Origin of the sequence: Mesorhizobium sp. M7A.F.Ca.CA.003.01.2.1 (assembly GCF_003998945.1) — a bacterium.
Taxonomy (GTDB): Bacteria; Pseudomonadota; Alphaproteobacteria; order Rhizobiales; family Rhizobiaceae; genus Mesorhizobium; species Mesorhizobium ciceri.
Genome location: NZ_RZRA01000931.1, coordinates 1 through 2,183, shown reverse-complemented (window position 1 = coordinate 2,183; position 2,183 = coordinate 1). Strand labels below are relative to the sequence as shown.

Annotated in this window: 3 protein-coding genes; all 3 read right to left on the bottom strand. The window is 62.7% G+C overall.

Annotation, left to right across the window (positions count from 1 at the left end; all coding sequences use genetic code 11):
• Positions 1-33 precede the first annotated feature (33 nt).
• Entirely contained in the window at positions 34-993 is a 960-nt protein-coding gene (coaA, locus tag EN969_RS27835) for a type I pantothenate kinase (RefSeq protein ID WP_013528342.1), read from the bottom strand.
• A 24-nt stretch (positions 994-1,017) separates the two neighbouring features.
• Complete coding sequence (locus EN969_RS27830) at positions 1,018-1,341, bottom strand: phosphoribosyl-ATP diphosphatase (protein WP_013528343.1); 324 nt, start codon at positions 1,339-1,341, stop codon at positions 1,018-1,020.
• A 70-nt stretch (positions 1,342-1,411) separates the two neighbouring features.
• The coding region (hisF, locus tag EN969_RS27825; RefSeq protein WP_127419574.1) for an imidazole glycerol phosphate synthase subunit HisF at positions 1,412-2,183 on the bottom strand (772 nt) is incomplete at its 5' end.

Genomic DNA, 2,183 nt, shown 5'->3' with positions numbered 1-2,183 from the left:
ATCTGACATTGCGACGGGTGACGAAGCCGGCCGTCACAGCTTCCTGAGCGCCACTTCCTCGATCAGGTGGTCGGCGCCCTTGCGCAGGATCAAGTCGGCGCGGGCCCGCGTCGGCAGGATGTTCTCGCGCAGATTCTTCAAATTGATGTTGGTCCACAGGCCTTCGGCGATGGCGCGCGCCGAACCCTCCGACAGCTGCGAGTAGCGGTGAAAGAAGGAGTCCGGATTGCGGAAGGCGGTCTCACGCAGCCGCATGAAGCGGGAAATGTACCAGTTGTGGATCAGCTTCTCGTCGGCATCGATGTAGATGGCGAAATCGAAGAAGTCCGACAGGAAAGGCACGATCTTGCCGTCCTGCGGCAGCTTGCCGGGCTGCAGGACATTGATGCCTTCGAAGATCAATATGTCGGGCCGGTCGATGGTGACGAACTCGCCGGGAATGACGTCATAGGTGAGGTGCGAATAGACCGGCGCGCGGACATCGGGCAGCGCCGACTTGATGCCCGACAGGAAGCGCAGCAGCGCGCCGACATCGTAACTGTCTGGAAAACCCTTGCGCTCCATCAGGTTCTCGCGGCGCAGGACCTCGTTGGGCAGCAGGAAGCCGTCGGTGGTGATGAGATCGACCTTGGGGCTCGACGGCCAGCGCGCCAAAAGCTCCTTCAGCACGCGTGCGGTGGTCGATTTGCCGACCGCGACGGAACCGGCGATGCCGATGATGAAGGGCGTCTTGACCACGTCGACCGCGTTGAAGAAGGCCTGGCGTTGCCGAAACAGCAGCTGGCTCGCTTCGACATGAGCCGACAACAGCCGCGACAGCGACAGATAGATGCGCGTGACCTCTTCGAGATCGACCGGATCGTTGAGCGACCGCAGGCGGCGGAATTCGTCCGCACTCAGCGTCAGCGGCGTGTCGGCGCGGAATTGCGACCATTGCTCGGCGGAGAAGAAGCGAAACGGGGAATACTTCTCGGTCGGCGCGAGCTGATCCATCGAGATACCTGCCCTTCCTCGCGGTCAGCCCTTGGGCCGTGACGCCTTCTCGGCGATGCCCGAACGCCGGGTGCGGCCTTCGAGCTCCTTGAGCACGTCGCTCAGCAAAACCCCCGAGAGGCCGAGAACGACGAGCCAATGATATATAAGATCGGCACTTTCCGAAACGAGGGCCTGTTTGTCGCCCTTGACGGCGGCAATCACCGTCTCGACTGCTTCCTCGCCGAGTTTCTGCGCCGCCTTGTCGATGCCGCGCGCGAACAGTTTTGCCGTCCACGAGTCCGGGTCGCCGGAATGGGCGCGTTCCCTGATGGTTTCTTCAAGACCTGACAGCGAAAACTCAGCCATGGCGCCATCTATCTGCTTGTTTAGGCATGATCTTTTCCGAAAACCGGTTCCCACTTTTCGGGATCATGCTTTAGGGCCGATTATTCACAGAGTCCAGCCGCATCGGCAGCCCTGCGGCGGCCATATGCGCCTTGGCCTGCGCTATCGTGTAGGTACCGAAATGGAAGATGGACGCGGCCAGCACCGCACCGGCATGGCCGTCGCGAATGCCTTCGACCATGTGGTCGAGCGTGCCGACGCCGCCGGAAGCGATGACCGGCGCGCGCACGGCGTCTGATATCGCGCGGGTCAGCGCGATGTCGTAGCCGGCCTTGGTGCCGTCGCGATCCATCGAGGTCAGCAGGATCTCGCCGGCGCCGCGATCGACCATTTTCCGCGCGAACTCGACCGCGTCGATGCCGGTCTTTTCGCGCCCACCATGGGTGAAGATCTCCCAGCGGTCGGCCTCACCGGTGGCGGACACTTTCTTGGCGTCGATGGCGACGACAATGCACTGGTTGCCGAACTTGTCGGCAGCCTCGGCAACGAAGTCCGGGTTCTTCACCGCCGCCGTGTTGATCGACACCTTGTCCGCGCCGGCCAAGAGCAGCTTCCTGATGTCGGCGACCTGGCGCACGCCGCCGCCGACGGTCAGCGGCATGAAACATTGTTCGGCGGTGCGTGCGATGACGTCGAAGATGGTCTCGCGATTGTCCGACGAAGCAGTGATGTCGAGGAAGCAAAGCTCGTCGGCGCCGGCCGCGTCATAGGCCTTGGCCGCCTCGACCGGATCGCCGGCGTCGACGAGATCGACGAAGTTGACGCCCTTGACGACACGGCCGTTCTTGACGTCGAGACAGGGG